The sequence below is a fragment of the Commensalibacter sp. W6292M3 genome (assembly GCF_016101315.1).
Classification (GTDB): Bacteria; Pseudomonadota; Alphaproteobacteria; order Acetobacterales; family Acetobacteraceae; genus Commensalibacter; species Commensalibacter melissae.
The window spans coordinates 1,158,503-1,179,098 of record NZ_JACFQT010000001.1 but is presented as its reverse complement, the minus strand read 5'-3'; the positions used below and the strand labels follow the sequence as shown (position 1 = coordinate 1,179,098).

Annotated in this window: 12 protein-coding genes and 1 tRNA gene; 10 read left to right on the top strand and 3 right to left on the bottom strand. The window is 37.2% G+C overall.

Annotation, left to right across the window (positions count from 1 at the left end):
• Positions 1–21: 21 nt before the first annotated feature.
• Positions 22–1,179: a polysaccharide pyruvyl transferase family protein gene (locus tag H3T57_RS05250; RefSeq protein WP_198193413.1), complete on the bottom strand. Its 1,158-nt coding sequence runs from the start codon at positions 1,177–1,179 to the stop codon at positions 22–24.
• A gap of 89 nt (positions 1,180–1,268) precedes the next feature.
• Positions 1,269–4,766 carry a methionine synthase gene (metH, locus tag H3T57_RS05245; protein WP_198193412.1) on the bottom strand — a complete coding sequence of 1,166 codons (3,498 nt, stop codon included), beginning with the start codon at positions 4,764–4,766 and terminating at the stop codon, positions 1,269–1,271.
• Positions 4,767–5,205: 439 nt separating this feature from the next.
• On the opposite strand from metH, the gene H3T57_RS05240 reads away from it, so the two are divergent.
• The 9 genes from H3T57_RS05240 (at position 5,206) to H3T57_RS05200 (ending at position 19,463) form a co-directional block, all read left to right on the top strand.
• Complete coding sequence (locus H3T57_RS05240; protein WP_370552685.1) at positions 5,206–7,476, top strand: peptidase domain-containing ABC transporter; 2,271 nt, start codon at positions 5,206–5,208, stop codon at positions 7,474–7,476.
• 1 nt (position 7,477) lies between these two features.
• Positions 7,478–9,046, top strand: coding sequence for an HlyD family type I secretion periplasmic adaptor subunit (locus tag H3T57_RS05235; RefSeq protein ID WP_198184751.1), 1,569 nt, complete (start codon positions 7,478–7,480; stop codon positions 9,044–9,046).
• 35 nt (positions 9,047–9,081) lie between these two features.
• Positions 9,082–10,938: a tetratricopeptide repeat protein gene (locus H3T57_RS05230; protein WP_198193411.1), complete on the top strand. Its 1,857-nt coding sequence runs from the start codon at positions 9,082–9,084 to the stop codon at positions 10,936–10,938.
• 35 nt (positions 10,939–10,973) lie between these two features.
• Positions 10,974–14,060, top strand: a complete 3,087-nt coding sequence (locus tag H3T57_RS05225) for a glycosyltransferase (RefSeq protein WP_198193410.1) — start codon at positions 10,974–10,976, stop codon at positions 14,058–14,060.
• A gap of 116 nt (positions 14,061–14,176) precedes the next feature.
• The gene (locus H3T57_RS05220; RefSeq protein ID WP_155565127.1) at positions 14,177–15,205 is read left to right on the top strand and encodes a hypothetical protein; all 1,029 of its coding nucleotides are present in this window, start codon (positions 14,177–14,179) and stop codon (positions 15,203–15,205) included.
• A 70-nt stretch (positions 15,206–15,275) separates the two neighbouring features.
• Positions 15,276–16,550 (top strand): glycosyltransferase, encoded by a 1,275-nt coding sequence (locus H3T57_RS09225; protein WP_198193409.1) that lies wholly within the window; start codon positions 15,276–15,278, stop codon positions 16,548–16,550.
• A gap of 151 nt (positions 16,551–16,701) precedes the next feature.
• Positions 16,702–17,769, top strand: coding sequence for an ABC transporter substrate-binding protein (locus H3T57_RS05210; RefSeq protein WP_198193408.1), 1,068 nt, complete (start codon positions 16,702–16,704; stop codon positions 17,767–17,769).
• Complete coding sequence (locus tag H3T57_RS05205) at positions 17,766–18,701, top strand: ABC transporter permease (RefSeq protein WP_198193407.1); 936 nt, start codon at positions 17,766–17,768, stop codon at positions 18,699–18,701. Before H3T57_RS05210 ends, H3T57_RS05205 begins: the two co-directional genes overlap by 4 nt.
• 6 nt (positions 18,702–18,707) lie before the next feature.
• Complete coding sequence (locus H3T57_RS05200; protein ID WP_198193406.1) at positions 18,708–19,463, top strand: ABC transporter ATP-binding protein; 756 nt, start codon at positions 18,708–18,710, stop codon at positions 19,461–19,463.
• A gap of 145 nt (positions 19,464–19,608) precedes the next feature.
• On the opposite strand, the gene ppa is transcribed toward H3T57_RS05200, so the two are convergent.
• Entirely contained in the window at positions 19,609–20,133 is a 525-nt protein-coding gene (gene ppa / locus H3T57_RS05195) for an inorganic diphosphatase (protein ID WP_155567844.1), read from the bottom strand.
• 288 nt (positions 20,134–20,421) lie between these two features.
• On the opposite strand from ppa, the gene H3T57_RS05190 reads away from it, so the two are divergent.
• A tRNA-Ile gene (locus H3T57_RS05190) sits at positions 20,422–20,495 on the top strand.
• Positions 20,496–20,596: the final 101 nt, after the last annotated feature.

The window sequence follows — 20,596 nt, the reverse complement described above, 5'->3', positions numbered from 1 at the left end:
AAATTCTATTTATGGAATGATTTATAATGGAAAACTATCAATAATTTGGTTCTTGGTGTTTTCGAGTTTATCAAAATAGCTTAAATCAAGTTGTCTTAATGGAATATGATTTAAATTTTTGAATAAAACGGGGTTATAAAAATTTATTTCTGTACGATGTATGCCTGCGAAATAATCAAAGAATTTCCATTTTCCTCCATCATGCAATTTATCATCCCATAACCAAATATTTGGGATATGATAGCTGTCTGCAATAACAAGTCCATGTAAACTGCTGGATGCAATATATTTGCAGGATTTTAGCTGGTCAATAAAAACGTTAATATCAGGATCGGTGATATCAATAAAAAGAGTATTGGGTGTATTTTGTAATATTTGCTCTACCCAGCTCTTTTTATATTGACTGTGATGAACAATAAGACCCCAGTCATATTTTTTTTCTTTGTCGGGGTTATATATACGGTCACATATTAATCCAGGATCCCCATAAGGTAATCTACATTTATGTGAAGTGAAGGATTCATGGGTCAATGGTCCACGTAATAAAGAAATCTTGAATAATTCAGTAGGTAATGAGGAAGGTGAAAGAGTTCCGCTCCCCCATACAGGATAAATTCTGTTTCTTGGTGTTGCCCAGTTTAAAATGCTGCCTATTCCGATTAAGTCTGTGTTTTTTAAATTGGTTCTACATATTATTTTTTTACTTAAATATCCAATAATATATAAATTTAGTTCATCACCTATATTTGTGAACTGTTTGTTGCGCCACCAATACAGATTAACAGGATTGTTCATTTTTTTGTTAACCAGAGTGTTGAATTGGTTTATATCAAATTTTATTTTATATGCTTTTTGAAGCTTGAATTTCTTCCATTGTTTATTTTTTAGCTGTACAGTTTGAAATAATGTTTGATGATGATGTGTTGTAATGGGAATATTATAATAATAACAGTTTAATCGTCGGGAAATAAAAGAGTAATTTCCGGGAAATTGATGTTTTATAATAACATGATCAAACAGGTCTTTTTTATCATGGATGAATCCTGTTTTCATATCAGTTGTGGACAAATAAACAGGGTGGTGATTGTTTTTTTTCTGAACCATATAGAGGTGATGGTTTAGATAGCATAAAGAAGATTCTTCTTCAGTTCTGCAGATTATAAAATTTTTAAGTGACATAGTTAAAAAAGTTTTTAACCTAATTTAAATTTTGTCACCTAAATTAAATGTGAATGTTTATTGCGTCAATGAAAATTCATATTTTATTGTCATACAATAAAATATTTTGCTTTAGGATGAAAAATTACCAAAGCTGATGTTGACTGCTCTGGATGCAATTGCCATTCTTCAGATAGGGAGATTCCAATCTGCTTTGCGTCAAGAAGATTCAATATATATTTTTGATCCTCAAGATTAGGGCAAGCGGGATAGCCAAACGAATATCTGGACCCGCGGTAATTTTGCATCAACAGCTTGTTCATATCAGGATCATCTTCACTACTGAAACCTAGCTCTGCCCTCATTCGTTGATGCGTATATTCAGCCATTGCCTCGGTTATTTCAACAGATAAACCATGCAAATATAAATAATCCTGGTAACGGTTTTCTTCAAACCAGCTTCTGGCTGTGTCTGAAGCTTTTTGACCTACAGTGACAATTTGCAAGCCAATTACGTCACGAATGGGATCATTATAATCCCGGATATAGTCAGTGATGCAAATGCGTTGATTGCCAGGCTGTCGTGGAAGGGTAAATCGGCACAATTCGGTTTTCCCATCCCTATCGAAGAAGATTAGGTCCTCAGCGCTCGCAGCGGCTTTCCAGTAACCATAAACGGCTTGTGGTTGAAGGATTTTTTTCTGTTCACATTGTTGGATCAATTTATATAGGATTGGTCGTAAATTTGTTTTCGCATCTTGCAGGAATTCTTCCAGCGTTTTTCCCTGCTTTTTCATTCCCCACTGCAATTGATATAAAGAACGTTCGTTTAGGAAGGGTAAAACAGCTTTTAAACTGGTTTCTAACTTTCGCGCACCCCAAAATGGTGGATTGAGGGGAGGTTCGTGAGAAGTCATTTTATTTCTTCGCAAGGATGATTCTTCCATGGAAAGAGGAACTACAATGGTTTTTTCCTTTTTTTCGGGACGTTTAGGTCTTTTATTTTTGATTTTTTGGGCAGCAAGATAATTATCTAAATCACCATGGGTTAATTGTTCCATAAGTGTCAAACCATCAAAGGCATCCCTGGCATAGGCAACCATCCCGTTATTTTTTTTATAGATTTCCGCACAATCTTCTTCAACGTAGGCACGTGTTAAAGCTGCTCCTCCGAGTAGGACAGGTATACTGAGGCCTTGTTGCGCCATTTCTTCAAGGTTTTCTTTCATGATAACAGTTGATTTGACCAATAATCCAGACATGCCGATCGCGTCAGCATTATGTTCCTTTGCTGCCTTAATCATGTCTGCTACAGATACTTTAATGCCTAGATTGACAACCTTGAAACCGTTGTTGCTTAAAATGATATCGACAAGATTTTTGCCAATATCATGTACATCCCCTTTCACCGTTGCCAAGATCATCGTACCTTTGGTTTCATTATTTTTCTTTTCCATAAAAGGTTCAAGAAAGGATACGGCTGCCTTCATTGTTTCGGCAGATTGCAAGACAAAAGGAAGCTGCATTTTCCCAGATCCAAATAATTCCCCTACCGTTTTCATGCCATTAAGTAAAAGGGAATTGATTATTTCAAGGGGGGCATAGGTTTCCATCGCCTTTTTTAAATCATCCTCCAAACCTTTACGATTTCCATCTACAATTCGGTTATGCAATTGTTCTTCAATGGTGGTAGCGACAGCGCGAGTTGCCACTTGTGTGGCTTTACGATCGGCAAAAATTTCTAAAACTTTTTTGAGTGGGTCATAATCATCAGTTCTTCGATCAAAAATCAAATCTTCAATGACTTTAACTTCATCTTTGTCCAAAAGGTGCATGGGCCGTATTTTAGAAACATGAACAATGGCAGCTGTCATTCCCATTTTCTGGGCATGATAAAGAAAAACAGAATTCAAAACTGCTCTGGCGGCTGGATTAAGTCCGAATGATATATTGGATAATCCGAGCACAATTTGAATGTCAGGGAATTCATCGTGGATGGCTTTGATCCCTTGTAAGGTCCATAAACCCAGTTTACGGTCATCTTCTACTCCGGTGGCAATAGTAAAGGTAAGAGGGTCAATCATCAAATCGGAGTGAGGCAGGCCATATTTGTTACAGGCAAAATTAACTAATCGACGGGTGATTCGTAATTTGTCTTCAGGTGTTCGTGCCATTCCTTGTTCATCAATGGTTAATGCAACAACAGCGGCACCAAATTTACGGGCCAGTTTTAAACGATGAGCCGCTATTTCTTCACCATCCTCAAAATTGATTGAATTAATAATGGGTTTTCCACCATGAAGTTTAAGACAAGTTTCAATCACTTCCGTACTAGTAGAATCTATAACGAGAGGAACATTGATAGATGACGTGAGGCGAGGAATAATTTCCTTCATATCATTTTTCTCATCATGACCTACAAAGGCCATACAAATATCCAGGGCGTTTGATCCTTCTTTCAGTTGCTCACGACCGATTGTAACGCATCCATCCCAATCTTGTTGATCCTGTAAATCACGCCATTTCTTAGAGCCATTGGCATTACAGCGTTCCCCAATCGAAAACAGACTATTTTCCTGTCTTAAAGGTGTGGGGGTAAAAAGACTTGAAACCGAGGGAATCCATATTGAACTTCTGGGTATACAGGCTGGTCGGTCTGTGAAGCATCCCCCCAAAGCCGCTTCGTTTTTGAGCATCTGATCAAATGCAGCAATATGATTAGGATTAGTTCCACAGCAACCACCGATCATATTTATTTTCTGTTCTTTTATATAACGGGACATCCAAACAGCCATTTCTTCTGGAGAGAGTGGGTAGTGCGTTTTACCGTTGACGAGTTCTGGCAATCCTGCGTTAGGTTGCATTGAAATTAAATACGGCCAGTATTGAGATAGCCATTTGATACCCTCGGCCATTTCCCGAGGACCTGTTCCGCAATTCATTCCCATCATTTGAACATCCAACGCTTCAATGACGGTCGCTGCGGCAGCGATATCACTTCCAACAAGAAGGGTGCCTGTTGTCTCAATGGTTACTTGTACAAAGATTGGTAAAAAAATATCAGCTTCTTTTAATGCTATCTTGGTTGCGTTTACAGCAGCCTTGATTTGAAGTGGATCTTGGCATGTTTCAATTAAAAAAGCGTGAACACCTCCTTCAATCAAACCTCTACATTGCTCTGTAATAGCGTCTTCAAGTGAATCATAATCAATATTTCCCAAGGAGGGTAGTCTAGTCCCGGGTCCGATTGATCCAAGAATATATCTATTTTTTTTATCAGCAAATGAATTTGCGGCTTCATTGGCAATTTCAGCGGCACGTTTGTTGATTTCTCTTGTTTGGTCCTGAAGGTCAAATTCGGATAGGGTGATGGAAGATCCTCCGAAAGAATTTGTTTCCACCATATCTGCACCTGCTGAAAAATAGCGTTTATGAATATCCCTAATCAAATCGGGTCTAGATAAATTAAGGATTTCTGTACAGTTTTCCTTTCCCCAAAAATCTTTGTTAATATCGAGATCAAGTGCTTGAATGATAGATCCCATTCCTCCATCACATAAAAGAATCTGTTCATGAAGTTGATTCAAAAGCTGACTTTGTTTGGACATAGAAAACCTTGATGTTAGCATTTTTTATTTATTAAAATCAGGATACTCAATTGAAATATCTACCATAATTTTAATAAAATGAAATTTATTAAATAAATAAAAAAAAAGAATAAGAGGTCCATTTCGCATTTTAATTATTTGAATTAATTTTGATACTCCAAGTCCGGTTTGAAGATATGTGAAAAGAATGATAGGGTAAAACTCATTATAGTATTTATTGCATATTCAGCATGAAAAGAATTGAATTATTAAAATGATAATGATATTTTGGCAGAAAAATTGCAAAGCATTAATTGATATAGTTAATTAAGGAAATGATTTTATTGTTTATTTTAATGGTCAAATGAATTTATGATAATGAAGACTGCATATTAAAAAAAGCTGTTCTTATTAAAAATTTGTAAAATATTTTGTTAATTTAATTGATAAAGGATGATCGGTGGATCAACCAGATAAGGGCTCCATACAGTCAGGAGCAGGGCAAAGCAATAATCAAGGGAAAACGCAGAAGCTTTCCCCAATGATGATTCGTTTACGGGCAACAATGGCAGCTGCAAAATATCATGGGGTTGATCTTGATATACGTGATTTTGCAGCTGAGCCTGGTGAAGACTCTCCATCCCCGGCAACCTTGGCACGCTGGCTGAATAGTCAGGGGCTGATTGCTAAAGGGATGCGTTTGAAATGGCGATATTTGATACGCTTGTACAATTCACCTCCCATAGTACTAATGTTTAAGGATGGTTCCGCAGGATTGATGGTGGGTGTCAATCCTGAAAAAAGGATTGTTTTTTTAAGAGATCCGTTGAAGGGAGAGGGTGAACCTCCTATTCCTGTTGAAGAAGTCCGTTTAAGGCAGGCATGGACAGGTGATATTCTTCTTGTAAAGCAAAATAAAAACCTGTCTGAAAGTGAAGATAAGCTTGATTTTAAATGGCTTTTCAAAATGGTATTGCGTGAACGTGCCTCCTTGCGTGATATTTCAATAAGTTCGATGATAATCAGCGTTTTGCAAATTTTTCCTGCTTTTATAGTGATGCAGGTTGTAAATCGGGTGGTTGCTTTTCAATCAATGGCGACACTGGTATCGATTAGTGGATTGTTGATTGTCTTAAGTTTTTATGAAATTTTAATTAGTTATGCCAGACGAGAGATTACCAACGTTATGGCAACACGTTTGGATGCTCGTATTTCAATTCATACCTATAATCGTTTGCTTTCTTTGCCATTGGAATTTTTTGAACGACAACAGACTGGTCGTTTGATCGGAAAGGTTTCTCAGATATATCAGGTGCGAGATTTTATCACGGGCCGTTTAATGACAACTTTCCTGGATTTGTTTACATTAGTTGTTATTTTACCGTTCTTATTTTACATTAGTGTTATTTTAGCATGGCTGACCGTTGTTGCAGCAGGTTTGATCGGTTTAATTGTGGTTATTTTTATTAAACCCTTAACATATTATTATAGTAACCGTATTGAAGCGGAAATGACACGTGGATCAGCAATGTATGAAACCGTTGCGGGTATACGAACTGTTAAAACTTTAGCTTTGGAACCTTCCCGTCGTCGTGAATGGGATAATATCGTTGCTGAGGTTTGTAAATGGCGGTTATCAACAACGCGTATGCAAAATTGGCCTGAAACATTGGTTATGCCGTTGGATTTCTTTATCAATCGAGGGATTATTCTTATTGGTGCCTTTATTTGTATAACCAATCCAACAGCGGGAGTTGATGCCGGTGCAATTGTTGCTTTTATGATGCTGGGAGGTCGTGTCGCGGCTCCTCTCGTTGGGTTGGCTAAATTAATGACCGTAATAACAGAAGTAGAAACCTCATTATTTCAAGCGGGGGAAATATTAAATAATCCAACGGAAACAAAAGCGTTGACTACAGGATTGAGACCAAAGATTATTGGTGCGCTATCCTTTGAAAATATTAATTTTACATATCCTGGGGGAAGTAGTCGGGCGTTAAAGGATTTAAATTTTTCAATTCCAGCAGGTACGATGTTGGGTTTGGTGGGACGAAGTGGATCCGGTAAATCCACTATAACGCGTCTTTTACAAGGCGTTAGCCGAAATTATGAAGGTTTTCTAAGGCTGGATGGTGTAGATTTGCGTGAAATCAATCTTACCCATTTAAGACGCTCTTTTGGTGTTGTTTTACAGGACAACTTTTTGTTTCGTGGAACAATTAGGGATAATATTACCGCTGGACGTCCCGGATTGACGATGGAAAAGGTTATCTGGGCAGCACGAATGGCTGGCGCTGAAGAATTTATAGAACGTATGCCCGCTGGATATGACACTTTTATCGAAGAGGGTTCAACGAATATTTCAGGAGGACAAAGGCAACGTCTTGCAATTGCAAGAGCTGTTATTCTAGACCCAAAACTAATGATTCTAGATGAGGCAACATCCGCTCTTGATCCTGAAAGTGAAGCGTTGGTTAATGCCAATTTGGAGCGAATTGCCAAGGGAAGAACGATGGTTATTGTTTCACATCGATTATCATCATTAGTTAATTGTGATCAAATACTGGTTATGGATCAGGGTGAAATGCAGGCAATTGGAACACATGAACAATTATTAGAAACCTGCGAAATTTATCGTACTTTATGGTTGCAGCAAAATCGACATGTTGATGAGAGAAAGCATTCAAAAAAGAATGAAGCCCAGAAACCTGTAATTACGGAAGGAACATAAAATGGTGGATGATAATCATAAAAATCAGTTGCCAGGAAATGTGAATTCTGAAAATAACAATGAAAAGTCTAATATTTCTAATGAATTGACAGATACTACTGAAAAAAAAATAAAAAAAACTTCAGAAAAAAAAGATGTTTCATCGACTGATGAACAGACAAGCATACCAGAAGGATATTTGCCTGCAGCAGATAACGAGACAGAATCTCAAGCTGATATGCCGATAGCTTTACTAGAGTTTACTTCACCTACTGCAGCTATTATCAATATGCCGCCAACGGCTTCTGCCCAGTATATTACTTGGGTTATTGGAGCTTTGGCGCTTTTTTCCATTATCGCATTATGTGTGTTTCCACTTGACAAAGTGGTTTCAGCTCAAGGTCGACTGGTTTCAGTGGATCCACCTTTGTTAATTCAACCAATGGAAGAGAGTATTATTAAATCAATTGATGTTAAAGAGGGGGATTTTGTAACGAAAGGACAGGTTTTGGCTCATTTGGATCCGACAATTCAACAGGCTGATATTGATAATCAACGTTTACAAGTTGAAAGTGGACAGGCTGAATTTGACCGTTTGCAGGCCGAAGCTGCTAATAAAAACTATACAGTGGACCCATCTAATCCTTATTCGGTAGAACAGGGGAATAGTTTTATAAAAAGAAAACTTGAGTATGATGCGAAAGTTGATGGTTTCAACCAGAAAATCAACGAACAATCGTTTCAACTTAAAAACTTTCTTGCAACTACTGCTGTATTGAAAGGGAGATTGCAAGTTGCATCTGATATTCATTTGATGCGGAAAAAATTGCAGGAACAACAAGTGGGAAGTCGCTTATCAACTTTGGGTTCGCAAGATACTTTAATGGATGTTGAAGATAAATTAATAACGGCACAACAATCAGCGAATGCCACGCAAAAGAAAATAGCATCTTTATTAGCTGATAAACAGGCCTACATTGAAAGTTGGAAGGGTGAAGTTTATAAAAATCTAACTTTAATTCAAAGACAATTGGCAAAAGATAAGGGAGAGTATGAAAAGGCAAAACTTCGTCGTAAAAAAGTTTTGATGAGGGCCGAACAGGATGCAATCGTACTATCAATTTCAAAAGGTTCTGTTGGTTCTATACTAAATTCTGGAATGCCGTTTATGACTCTAGTACCTGTTGGTACAGGTTTGGAGGTTGAAGCTGCTGTACAAGATGCGGATGTTGGATATATGAAGTTGGGTGATAAAGCGATTATAAAATTTGATACTTTTCCCTATACACAATATGGTGGAGCGGAAGCAGTTGTAACAAATGTTAGTGCCGATGTCTTTCAGCCTGGTGATACAGGTCAGGATATGAGTAATCGTCGGGGTGCAGCACCTTTACAATTTCGAGAAAAACCTTTTTATCGTGTAAGATTGAAAATCAATAAATACACTTTGCACAGTATACCGAATTTTTTTCATCCAACCCCTGGACTTACTGTTACAGCTGATGTTCATGTTGGTAAAAGAACAGCGGCTCAGTATTTAATGAATGGTATTGTACCTAAGTTAACAGAAGGAATGCGTGATCCACAGTAATGTAAAACATAAGGTGAAATTGAATTGGGAAATTTATGATGCGTGTTTTTTTTAATCCCTTGGATAAAGTCAGAAAAAAGAAAATTCAAAAGCTTTTGAATAAGGGGAAAAAACATTATGAAAGAAAAGAATATGTTTCAGCATATAATTGTTTTTCACAGGGCGCATCTTTAAAATCCCCTGAAGCTCAATATTACCTGGCTTTATGTTATTTAAATGGACATGGAGTTGCTTTTAGCCTGCAAGAAGCGTCTTTATGGTTTGAAAGTGCGGCATCAGCTGGCTATAATGACGCTGAATATATGCTTGCATTATTATATATGCGTGGACTTCCCGAACTTAATGCAGTAACGGGACATGATATATTTACCCTAAAACAGGCTAAAGTTTCCGATGACTTAAAAACCGATTATGAAAAAGCTCGTTATTGGGCTCAAAAAGTAGCTGAAAATGGGTCTGCTGATGGTCAGGCCCTCTATGCTTATCTCTTATCAGAAATCACATCTGAACAAAATCAATTTGATGAAATAATAAAATGGTATGATAAGTCAATTTCCCAAGGTTCACCGCAAGGTTATATGGGGAAAGGATTATTTTTATTAAAAATTAGCAAAACCCAGGATGATTTTTCCAAAGCGGCTGCATTATTGCAAGTTGCAGCTGAAAATGGACTTGGTACGGCGATTTATACCTTGGCTATTATGTATGAAACTGGAAAGGGGGTTGAAATTAATCATGAATATGCTGTTCAGTTGTATAAACAGGCTGCGGAATTGGGTATCCGACAGGCGCAAGCATTATATGGCATTGCCTTACGAAAAGGAAATGGGGTTGAGCGGAATCTTATTGAGGCTGAAACTTGGTTAAGACGTGCTGCCATAGGTGGGGATGTAGAGGCTGCTTCGGTATTGGCCGATATGCTGGCATCAGGTAATAAGGATATACCACCTAATTATACTGAGGCTATAAAATGGTATCAGTTTGCGTTTTTAGAAAAACAGCATGTTGGTGCCGCTTTTGCCTTGGGATATTTATATTTTAATGGTTTAGGAGTTGTTAAGGCTGTAGATAAGGCAATTGATCTTTATAAATTTGCTGCTGATAAAGGATATTTGCCAGCGTTAGATATTCTTGCCGAAATCGCTTTTACAAATTCTCAATATATTTCTGTAGAAGAAGTCGTCGATAATTATTTGCGTCCCCAAGCGGAAAAAGGCAACAAGAAAATTATGTTAAAATTAGCGATGGCATTGACAAACAATAAAAATTCTGAAGTTGATTTAAACAAAGAAAAAGAAGCAAAAAAGTGGTTGCAAATCTGTTGTGATGAAGATGCAGAAGCTCAATATTGGTATGGGCGCATGTTGTTGCAGGGAATTGCTGGGGAAAAAAATCTTAAAGAAGCTTGTAAATGGATCAAGTCTTCAGCGGAGCATGGGATAGTCAAAGCGCAATTATTATGGGCTTCCCTTTTGTCGGAAGGGAAAACGGAAGATGGAAAAATTCATATTCAGGAAGCTTTAGAATTTTTTAAAAAGGCTGCTGAAAAAGGTGATGCATCGGGCATGTTTTCATTGGGTGCAATTTATGGGGGTGGAAATCATTTAAGAGAAAATAGGCAGGAAGCTCAAAAATGGTTTGAAAAAGCTGCTGAATTGGGTCATTCAAAAGCTCAGCTGATGTTGGGACGTTATTTATATGACGGTTTAGCGGGAAATAAAGATATAGCTAAAGCGCGTTATTGGTTTGAAAAAGCAAAAGATAATGGGGAAAAAGAAGCAGGGTTGGTATTGAATGCACTAGATGAGGAAATAAATCAGCAAGATTTGAAACCTGTTAAAAATAAACAAGTGGAAGTGGCTCCTGGTTTGTTTATATTTCAAGACACATAGCTAATTTATATTTAATTGCTTAATTGTGAGGCGTTGTGTCAGGAAAAAATAAAGCACAATTAGTGGTTTACGCTAGAAAAAAAGCAGAAGGGCTCGAAAAACTAAGAAAGAATGCACAGATTGCATATTCAAAAGCCCAAGAAGCTAAGCAAAATGGACAAATTGAGATTGCACTTCAATGGATGTGTAGAGCGCATCATTTAACACGAGGCAATCCGAACATTATCTTTGATTTGGCAGTTTTAAATCTAAAAACTGGTAATTTAGAGGGTGCCCATGATTTATTGCAGCCTTTATTGAAGCAATATGATTTCTATGAAGGCTGGATAGCACAAGCAGTTATTTATTCTTCTCGCAAATCCTCAAAACAATTAATTGAAATTTTGAATTATTTTCTTTCTCATTACAGTCCATCCCCGGAAACATGGTTATTGACTATTAATCTCTTGAAACAGGTTTCAAATATTGTCGGCTGTTGTTGTATCAAGGGCTCATTAAATGAAATATGGATAGATTCATTTAATGATTATCCAGTCAGTATTTATTTGGATAATCAATTATTTATTAAAACAAATCAGCCAAAAATTATCCTGCCTTCAGGCTGGCAGAAAAAATATAAAAAATTGCGTATTGAACAAGATGGTGTTCCTTTTGTAGGCAGTCCTGTTGATTTGGAGTCAATTAATCTAACAATTGGGTTTGTAGAGGTTAAGAATGAAACATTAATCGGGTGGGTTTGGTGTCCAGCCGAGCCCAGTCGAATACCTTTGATCACTATAAAAGATTATAAGGGAAAGATTTATCATCAATTTCAACCCAAGGATGATATTGAGGTTGTTACTCTTGAAACACCTTTATTACAGGCAAAATCTTTTAGAATTCCCATCCATGATTTTTCTGCCGGAATGTATTCTGTTCAAGATGAGTTTTTGCGTCATTTAATTGGTAGTCCTTTGGATCCTAGCTTGGAATTCAGGGCAAAAACTTTTTTAATCCATATGCAAACCCCTGCATATCATAAGAAAAATATTAAAATTTCAAATGTAGCTCATTTTTTTCCTGTTCAAGCAGTTTATAAAGGATATGATCCAGTAATAGATAAAAAATCATCAGAGGGTATAGTTATTGTCATACCTGTTTATAAGGGAAAACAGATAACATTGGATGCACTTCAGAGCGTATTGAATAGTGTACCGGAAAATGTAAAGATTCAATTGGTTAATGATGCTTCTCCTGATAAGGAACTGGTTGTTTCATTAAAGAAATTCATAGATGACCAGCAAGTTTTTTGCATTAATCATAAGGTAAATAAGGGGTTTCCCACTGCTGTTAACAGTGGTATGAAGGCTTGGCCTGGATACGATATTATCTTGTTAAATAGTGATACCTTCGTAGGAGGGAAATGGACCGAAACGCTTTGTCAGGCCGCTTATCAGGAAGAAAATATTGGAACGGTAACTCCTTTTTCAAATGATGCGGGTATTTATTCTTATCCTTATCACGATAAGAAAAATTTGATGCCTGATAATCAAACAATTTTTCATTTTTCAAAAATATTTAAAAAAATAAACAAGCATCAATTAATAGAGATACCTACGGCACATGGTTTTTGCATGTTTATCCGACATGACTGTCTGGCGCAAACAGGATTGTTTCGTGAGGATTTATTTGCCCAGGGATATGGTGAGGAAAATGATTTTTGCATGCGTGCACGGCATTTGGGTTGGAAACATGTTTTGGCAGCTGATTGTTTTATAGGACATAAAGGGGGTGTTTCATTTGCGTATGCAAAAAAACTATTAGGGAAAAGAAATACGGAAATTCTCAATCGGCTTTATCCAGGATATGATGAAATGGTACAGGATTTCATACGTGATGATCCGTTATTGCCATTCCGTCGAAATATTGATCTATATAGAATTCAAATCCTGCTTGATGCTCAAAAGAAACGTCATGAGAAGTATCAATTTGTTTTATTGGTCACGCATCAATTTGGTGGAGGGGTGGAAAGGGCGGTTCAAGAAAGAACAGATATTTTACGTTCCCAGGGTTTTATTCCAGTATTGATCAGACCAACAATTTTGGGGGATGGCTGTCAGATTGAAATTCAATTCAAATCAAAAAGAAATTTGGAAAAAGAAATAAACCTGATTTTTCCCAATCTAATTTTTTATTTTCCTCATGAATTAGAAAAATGCCTAAATTTTCTACAATTTCTTTCTGTAGATTCGTGTGAAATACATCATTTGAAAAAACATCATAAATTGATGACAGATTTATTACTTAAAATAAATAAACCTTATGATGTATATATTCATGACTATCTGATTTTTTGTCCGAGAACCGTTTTATTAAATGAAACCATGCATTATTGTGGCGATACGAATGATTTGCAGATTTGTCAAAATTGTGTAAATAGTTTGTGGAAGGAAGAAGAAAGCCCTAATTTTATTGATATGGAAAAATGGTGGCATGATTCATGGAATGAATTAAAACAGGCAAGGGCTGTTTATGTGCCTTCCAATGATACATTTGAACGTGTTTCAAAACATTTTCCAGAATTGGGACAATTGGAGTTAAAATTTCTCGAAGACGATCGTCCTGATCTCACTATGAAACAATTAACATTCTTTTCTCAAAAGCCCTGCCAGTTGAATGGAAAGATCAAAGCTAGAGATAATAGTTCAAACCGTTTCCGTATTTGCTTAATAGGTGCGATTGGAGTGGAAAAAGGGTTTGATGTCATTCTTGCCTTACTTCAAGATGCTGATAAGCGTGATTTGCCGATTGAGTTTGTATTGGTTGGTCGTTCCGTGGATGATGATTTGCTAATGCGTTCCGGTCGCATATTTGTAACAGGAGAATATAAGGAGGAAGAGGCAGTTTCCATGGTGCGGGAACAAGAGGCTGATCTTGCATTTTTCCCGTCAATTTGTCCGGAAACCTGGTGTTATTCACTAAGTATTGCTTGGCGGGCTGGATTGAGGACAATAAGTTACGATATTGGTGCTATTGCTGAAAGAATTAAGCGAACAGGACGAGGAAATGTCATTTCGTTAAATTTATCTATTGCCAAACAGAATGATTTTTTATTAAAAGAATGTAAATATGTTGGTCATTAAATAAAAATTAAAATTTGTTTTGAGAAATTATTAATTTTTTATTAGTTTTAATAAAATATTATTTAGTTATTTTAACTTTGCTATACTTAGCCATCTTTTAAAAAGGAAATATATTAATGTCAAAGTCTGATGATCAATCAAATAATAATCAGTATCAACAACGAATTATTGATTTAAATGTAAATGGTCATTTAATGAGTTTAGACACTGGATTATATTGTATTTATCATGTTGCCAATCAAATTCCGGCTGATGAATTTGGTTTGCCCGGCCTGCGTATTTCTGTTCCTCCCTTCAAACAGAATGCTACAGTTGAGATCAAGACTTTTGAAAATGATGGGTGGCTAGGCGCTGAAAAAAATGCTGTTCTAGTACGTATTTCGGGAGATGCTGGTTTGGTTCTTGTAACAGTTTATCGGAATCCATCAAATAATTATCCCGCACCTCAATTACAGGTTATTCGACTTAATGATGCTTCTGAAAATGATAATTCAAATAATTTGACAAATGGATTGGGCAATCAAAATTCGGGTATCAATGAAAAAATAGCCAGACAGTCAAAGCGTGCGGTCGCTCAACAACAGAATGAAATTGAAAAAGAAGGCAAAATGCGTGTTGTCGCCCATGTTCAACGTCTTGGTGACGTTAGTGTCGAACTTGGAGATTGGATTGGTATTCCAGACAGTAAAACATGGATTGAAGGATTCGGTTTGTCATTAGATGATCGTATACAGCCAGAAGATATTGAATATCAGGCTGTATTGGGAAAAGGGTGGTTTTCTCCCTGGTATAAGGGTAATGAATTTTGTGGAAGTAGAGGAATGTCACTTCCCTTGTGCGGTTTGCGTGTTAGATTGAATGGTGATGCCGCGAAAAAATATACCTTATCCGTGAAAGCAACCTTTATAGATGGAACTAAATTAGGTCCTGTCGATGATGATACCATTCTTTCATCGGAAACCATTGCGCCTCTAGAGGCATTTAGCCTGGATTTAATTGATCATGACAAGGGAAAAAATAGCAAGGAAGTCCCTGAAACTCATGTTAGTTCCAGCAATGTGAAGAGTATAAAACCAAGAACTAATATCAAGGTTAAAAATGCTAAACATAAATCTTCATCTAATCAGAAAAAAACTGAAAGCTGATTTTAACCAATATTGATTACCAAAATTAATTATGTTTAATTAATAATTATTGAATTAGCTCGTTAAAATTGTGAAATATTTATTCATACATCAAAATTTCCCCGGTCAGTATTTACATATAATAAAATATCTTGCGGGAAAGCCTGATAATGAAATTGTTTTTGTCAGTCAAGTGACGAGGCGAACAATTGGGGGAATTCGGAATGTCTTTTACGGTAAAATTGATCCCGTAAATGAATTGCACTCTTCCTTGAACGAATTGCATCAGGCCGTTAAAAGAGGAGAGGAAGTTTACCAAACTCTTAAAAAATTAAAACAGCTAGGTTTTGTCCCTGATATCATTATTGGTCATCAGGGATGGGGGGAGATGTTGAATGTTCAGGATATTTATCCTGATGTTCCAATATTGAAATATTGTGAGTTCTATTATCATTCAGATGGATTGGATGTTAAATTTGATCCGGAATTTTTATCTGATGAACTGCTTCCGTCACGGGTCAGAATCAAGAATACCATTAATTTAATCTCTGCGAATAATCCAGGTTGGGGACAGACCCCTACGTTGTTTCAGTGGAAAACCTATCCTGAATGGGCGCGTGGACAAATTACAGTGTTGAGAGAAGGGGTTGATCTAAAGATTTGCAGTCCTGATGCAGATATATATAATCATACAATGAAATTCGAGGATTTCATCATCCACCCCAAAGATAAATTGGTCACCTATGTTGCCCGTGGATTGGAACCCTATCGAGGGTTTCATATTCTTATGCGCTCCTTACCCAAAATTTTAAAAGAACGTCCAGACGCAAAAATCGTTATAGTTGGTGGGGATCAAGTCAGTTATGGTGCTGCGCTTCCCGGTAAATTGACCTGGAAACACTATTTTCTTCAACAGTTGGGTAATCAGCTGGATCCCACTAGAATTTATTTTGCCGGGCTTTTGTCTTATCCCGTTTTTTGCAAACTTTTAAAACGGTCAGATGCGCATGTGTATATGACCTATCCTTTTGTTTTATCGTGGTCTTTACGAGAAGCGATGGCGATGGGTTGTCCGATTATTGCAAGTGATACTGACCCAGTCAAAGAATTTATTGTTCATCAGAAAACTGGAATTCTGACACCTTTTTTTGATAAAGAAAAACTTGCTGATAATGTTTTGGAGGTTCTAGAAAATAAGGATCTTTCAAGTAAAATCAGACATTTTTCTCGGGAAGAGGCTGAACGATCTCTTTCAATGGATATTTATTTAAATAATTATAATACATTAATCGATGATCTTATAAATCATCGAACGCCAGATCTAAGTCTGGGTAAATCCCCTGCCATGATTGGAGAGGAGCTGTAGATCATATCCATAAAAGAGAATTTAAATACGTTAAATTATTGTATATTACAATTTTTTTTAAATTAAGTTATATTAAAATTGTATTTTATTGAAAAATACTGATATATACGTTTTTTGCCAAATTCTCTGATTTATAATAAGGAAAAACCTTATGGATTTTGATCGCATCAACCGTCGTAAATTTACGCGTTCCTTTCTAATGGCTTCTGGTGCCGCTTTAATCGTCGGTCGTTGTGGAAATCAGGCCTTCGCTGAAGAGCAATCTCAAACTGGAGATAGTCATTTTCCTGATTTGGGAACAGTGCAAAAACTTCAGGGTGCTGCAAGAAAAATAACACTTGCTTGGAGTGCGGATTCAATATGTACGGTTGCCTTTCCAGTTGCACAAGCCAAGGGTTTTTTTAGTAAATATAATTTGGATGTAAATTTTATTGATTTTGCAGGATCTGTCGATCAAATGCTGGAAACAATGTCGACAGGTAAGGCTGATGGTGCGTCAGGTATGGCCCTGCGTTGGTTGAAACCTTTACAGCAGGGATTTGATGTTAAACTTGTTGCGGGGTTACATTCTGGCTGTTTGCATTTATTGGCTTCTGGTACAAGTTCCATAAAGAATCTAGCAGATCTGAAAGGTAAGACAATCGGTGTTGGAGATATTGGTGGACCAGCAAAAAATTTTTTCAGCATGCGTTTCAGGGAAATCGGGATAGATCCTGAAAAAGACGTAAATTGGCGTCAGTTTCCATCTGACATTCTACCTTTGGCTATAAAACGTCAGGCGGTCCAGGCTGCAGGACTGGATGATCCCTTGGCTTATTTACTTAAGCAGGAACATCATCTTGTCACTATAGATTCCAATATGTCAGGTGAATGGGCAAAAATCGCCTGCTGTGTTGTCGGTTTAAGAGGGTCATTGATAAGAAAAGATCCATTGGTAGGTAAGGCACTCACTCAGGCAATTCTGGAAGCAGGTCAATGGGTGCATCATAATAAGGAAGAGGCGGCTGAAATTTTTAAACCCTATGCGCCCAAGGCAACTGTTGGGCAGTTAACTGAAATTCTTGAATCAGAAGGAACTCATCAACAGGTTATTGGCAGCAATCTCCGGCAAAATGTATCTTTTTATGCACAGCAATTAAAACAAATAGGTGTTTTTCCTCTTTCTCTCGATATAAATGCGTATGCCGATAAAGTTACCGAGGACATTTTTGCTTTATGATTCAAAAAGTAAAAATGGCATATTGGCCGCAATTGGCAGCTTTTATAATGTGGTTTGGGACTGCTTTTCTTACCTATTTTATCAAAAATGCTGATGATTTTCCCAGAACAACTGAATTTGCCTGTCTATGTATCATTATAGCGTTTTTTTGTATAGTAACGTTTCCATTTAATAAAGTTAGATATTATGGACCATGGTTGCTGGCTCTGGCTCTTATTGCAGGAGGATGGGAAATTGTACAGGCAAAGTGGTTATTACTGCCGCGTCCTTTTTTTGGTGCACCACAGGAATTGTTGGATGTATTCATAACAGATTGGTATCGTCTACTGGATTCCCTGTTACATTCCCTAACGTTGCTGTTGGGAGGATATATTTTTGGTTGTCTTATTGGCTTTTTAATCGGAATAGGAATGGGATGGTCTTTACGTTTTGGCTATTGGGCCCATCCTGTATTGAGGTTTTTTGGACCTTTGCCACCTGTAGCTTTTTTACCTTTACTTTTTGCCGTTATACCATCCAGTTGGTTGGCGGGTGAACTGTTAATGGCATTTGCCGCCGCTTTTCCTGTTGCAGTATTGACATGGTCAGGAATCGCAGGGGTCAATCCGGGATATTATGATGTTGCCCGAACGATGGGGGCAAGCTCATCCTTCTTGATTCGTCATGTTGCCATTCCTGCGGCTTTACCTTTTGTTTTTGTAGGGATGTTCATGGCTTTGGGTTCCTGTTTCTATATGCTTGTCGTAGCGGAAATGCTGGGGGTTAAAGCAGGTCTCGGGTTCTATATGCAATGGGCGCAGGGATGGGCTGCCTATCCAAATATGTATGCGGCTTTAATCATCATGGCGGTAATGTGCACAAGCTTTATGACCCTACTTTTTAAAATTAGGAATCGTTTACTGCGTTGGCAAAAAGAAAGTATTAAATGGTAGGGATGTATGGCAGAAAAACAAAGGATTGACATCACACATTTAAGCCATGGTTATAGTCTGGATAATGATGATTTACCGGTATTGGATGATATTAATCTGAAAATTGAACCACAGGAATTTGTTGTCATACTGGGCCCATCAGGATGTGGTAAATCAACATTGTTACGAATGATAGCGGGGCTTGAGCAACCTTTGAATGGATCGATTCAGGCAAATGGACAGGAAATTTCTGAGGCAGATCCATCAAGAGTGGTTGTTTTTCAGGATCCGACCCTATATCCATGGTTGACAGTTTGGGATAATGTCAATTTGGGTTTCAAAATCCGTAAGGAAAAGAACGATCATGCCGTTCAACTGATGCTTGAACTGATTGGGTTGAATAGTTTTAAAAATGCCTACCCTCGACAATTATCGGGTGGCATGGCACAAAGGGTGGCGTTGGCCAGAGCCTTGGTTAATGATCCAGGCATTCTTATTTTGGATGAACCACTGGGAAAATTGGACAGCCTGACTCGCATTACAATGCAAAAAGAGTTGGTTCATTTATGGCAACAAAGGAAATTCACGGCAATTATGGTAACCCATGATATTGAGGAGGCATTGTTACTGGCAACGCGCATCATTGTCATGCGACAACGTCCAGCACATATCATAGGTGAATTTCGGCTCAATATGGATTATCCAAGACATAGAGACTCGGAAAAACTGATTAAAATTCGTGAAGATATATTTCATCTTTTGGGTTATCAATCAGATTGGTAAAAATTAGATCTACCAGCATATTTAAACGTTCAACTTTTATTTAAAGAAATAGGATGAATTATAAAAATCATTATTAATTTTTGATGATTTTTATAATAAACTAGGAGCAATTTTAAGCTCCTAGTTTATCTGATAAGCTATATATTTATTTTTTATATTTTTTAATTGCGGTTTCAATTAATTCACAAGCTTTTGCCTTATTGTCCCAGCCCTGGATTTTAACCCATTTACCCTTTTCCAAATCTTTATAATGGGTAAAGAAATGTTCGATTTCTTGGCGGATAATTTCTGGAAGCTCTGAAACTTCATGAATTTTCGAGTATAGAGGATGAATTTTATCGTGTGGAACACAGATCACTTTTTCATCCATGCCTGATTCATCCTCCATTTTTAAAACACCGATTGGACGGGAACGAATAACACAACCTGGAACCACCGCTTCCGGAATCAAAACCAGCATGTCAATAGGGTCACCATCAGCTGCAAGGGTGTTGGGAATAAATCCATAGGCAGCAGGATAAGCCATGGGGGTAAAGACAATACGATCAACAAAAACAGCACCGCTTTCTTTGTCAACTTCATACTTTACTTTTGAACCCTTGGGAATTTCAATAACAACATTAATATCATTAGGCACGTCTTTGCCCGGTGCAATCTTAGAAAGATCCATAATCATGTTCCATTATTATTTAAAACAGGAATACTAGCGAATTGCCGTTGATTTATCAATATTGAAACGGGTTAAATTGCTAAACAGGGATGACCTGATAGTCATATCTGGACTTGATCCTAACATTTTGGAAAAATTATAAAAATATATCTCAAAACTTTTGATGATATCAGGATTATAAATAAATGAAATTGAATGGAATGGGTAATAATCAAAGTTTTTTCGGATAAACGTAAAGAAAATGCTTGCAAAAATGATTGTTTTGCGGCAAATATGAGCTGCGTCAACGCGCCTGTAGCTCAATTGGTTAGAGCCGACCGCTCATAACGGCCTGGTTGCAGGTTCGAGTCCTGCCAGGCGCAGACGCTTTTTATCCAGCCTGAGGGCAATAAAAGATAACGGTGATTGTCTCAGGTTCTTCCCCCTAAATATTTAATACTAGATAGATGATATAAGGAGCTTC

Coding starts and splice junctions, on each gene's coding strand:
- H3T57_RS05250 (WP_198193413.1), bottom strand. CDS start 1,179: ATGTCACTTAAAAATTTTATAATCTGCAGAACTGAAGAAGAATCTTCT.
- metH (WP_198193412.1), bottom strand. CDS start 4,766: ATGTCCAAACAAAGTCAGCTTTTGAATCAACTTCATGAACAGATTCTT.
- H3T57_RS05235 (WP_198184751.1), top strand. CDS start 7,478: ATGGTGGATGATAATCATAAAAATCAGTTGCCAGGAAATGTGAATTCT.
- H3T57_RS05230 (WP_198193411.1), top strand. CDS start 9,082: ATGATGCGTGTTTTTTTTAATCCCTTGGATAAAGTCAGAAAAAAGAAA.
- H3T57_RS05220 (WP_155565127.1), top strand. CDS start 14,177: ATGTCAAAGTCTGATGATCAATCAAATAATAATCAGTATCAACAACGA.
- H3T57_RS05210 (WP_198193408.1), top strand. CDS start 16,702: ATGGATTTTGATCGCATCAACCGTCGTAAATTTACGCGTTCCTTTCTA.
- H3T57_RS05205 (WP_198193407.1), top strand. CDS start 17,766: ATGATTCAAAAAGTAAAAATGGCATATTGGCCGCAATTGGCAGCTTTT.
- H3T57_RS05200 (WP_198193406.1), top strand. CDS start 18,708: ATGGCAGAAAAACAAAGGATTGACATCACACATTTAAGCCATGGTTAT.
- ppa (WP_155567844.1), bottom strand. CDS start 20,133: ATGGATCTTTCTAAGATTGCACCGGGCAAAGACGTGCCTAATGATATT.